At 73.7% G+C, this 1,111-nt stretch carries 2 protein-coding genes; both read right to left on the bottom strand.

Features of this window, described 5'->3' with window-relative positions; genetic code table 11:
• The coding region (locus AOK22_RS38905; protein ID WP_055703333.1) for a DUF4097 family beta strand repeat-containing protein at window positions 1-790 on the bottom strand (790 nt) is incomplete at its 3' end.
• 121 nt (window positions 791-911) lie between these two features.
• On the bottom strand, window positions 912-1,111 hold a 200-nt coding region (locus tag AOK22_RS38900), incomplete at its 5' end, for an Arc family DNA-binding protein (protein WP_157872441.1).

Genomic DNA, 1,111 nt, shown 5'->3' with positions numbered 1-1,111 from the left:
GGGTGTCCGTGGGCTCGCCGGGCGCGTCCGAGGCCTCCAGCTCCTGGTCCACGACACCGAACTTCGTCCGTACGTCGAGCCAGGCGGCTGTGCCCTGCCGGATGCCGAGCCCGATGCGGCCGGCGGCCGACTCCAGGACGGCCGTGCCGCGCACCAGTTCGCCGACCTCGAGCGCGCCGTTGGAGGTCTTGAGGGTGACGTCGGCGGCGGCGCGGTCGACGGAGATGGTGCCGTTGGCCGCCTTCACGGTGACGGCGCCCTCGATGTCGCCGAGGTGGACGCCGCCGTTGGAGCTCTTGACCCCGACGGTCGCCGCGGCCGAGCCGACGCGGACCTCACCGGAGCCGGTGCCGAGGTCGGCCGGACCGCTCGCGTGGCCCAGGGAGACCTCGCCGAAGCCGGTGTCCAGCTTGACGCGGGCCGCCCGCTCGACCGTGACGTCGCCCGCGGAGGTCTTGAACTCGCAGTCGCCGAGGGTGCCTTCGGTGGTGAGGTGCACCGCGGTGGTGGCGGCGTACAGCGTGGAGCCGGCCGGGAGCGCGATCTCCACGTCGACCGACGGGTTGTTCCTGCTGAACAGCAGACGGTCCTTGGGGCCCCGGACCAGCAGCTTGCCGTGGGAGAACTCGACGTGGGTGCGCTGGGCGGCGCGGACGTCCAGCTCCTGGCTCTCGCTGGTGGGACTCACCTCGACGACGGTGTCGGCGCGGTCGCCGGCGACGACCCGCAGGCGCCCTGCGTAGAGGCTGACGTCGACGGTGATGGGCTTCGGGGTGTCGTAAGAAGGCATGGCTGTCCCGTCCTCATGGCTCTGCGAGTCCGAACGCCCCGCTGGCGGGGCCGGCGGCTCGGTGTGGGTGAAGAAGTGAGTTCCTGTACGCGGGCGGTGTGCGGGCGGCCTCCGGGTGGGGCTACCGCACCCACCCGGTGAAGCCGCTGCCCTCCCGGCGCGTCTCGCGGCGGGCGGGCGCCCGGCCGCCGGGCTGGTCCAGCGAGGCGGAGACCGCGCGGACGAGCCAGGCGTTGACCGAGAGGCCGTCGCGGTTCGCGGCCTCCTCGACGCGGGCCTTCAGGTGGGCGGGGAGACGCAGGTTGATCCGGGCGGTGGAGC

The organism is Streptomyces silaceus (genome assembly GCF_001419745.1).
GTDB lineage: Bacteria > Actinomycetota > Actinomycetes > Streptomycetales > Streptomycetaceae > Streptomyces > Streptomyces silaceus.
Note: the sequence above shows the minus strand (reverse complement) of the source record. Positions and strands in the feature narration are given on the sequence as shown.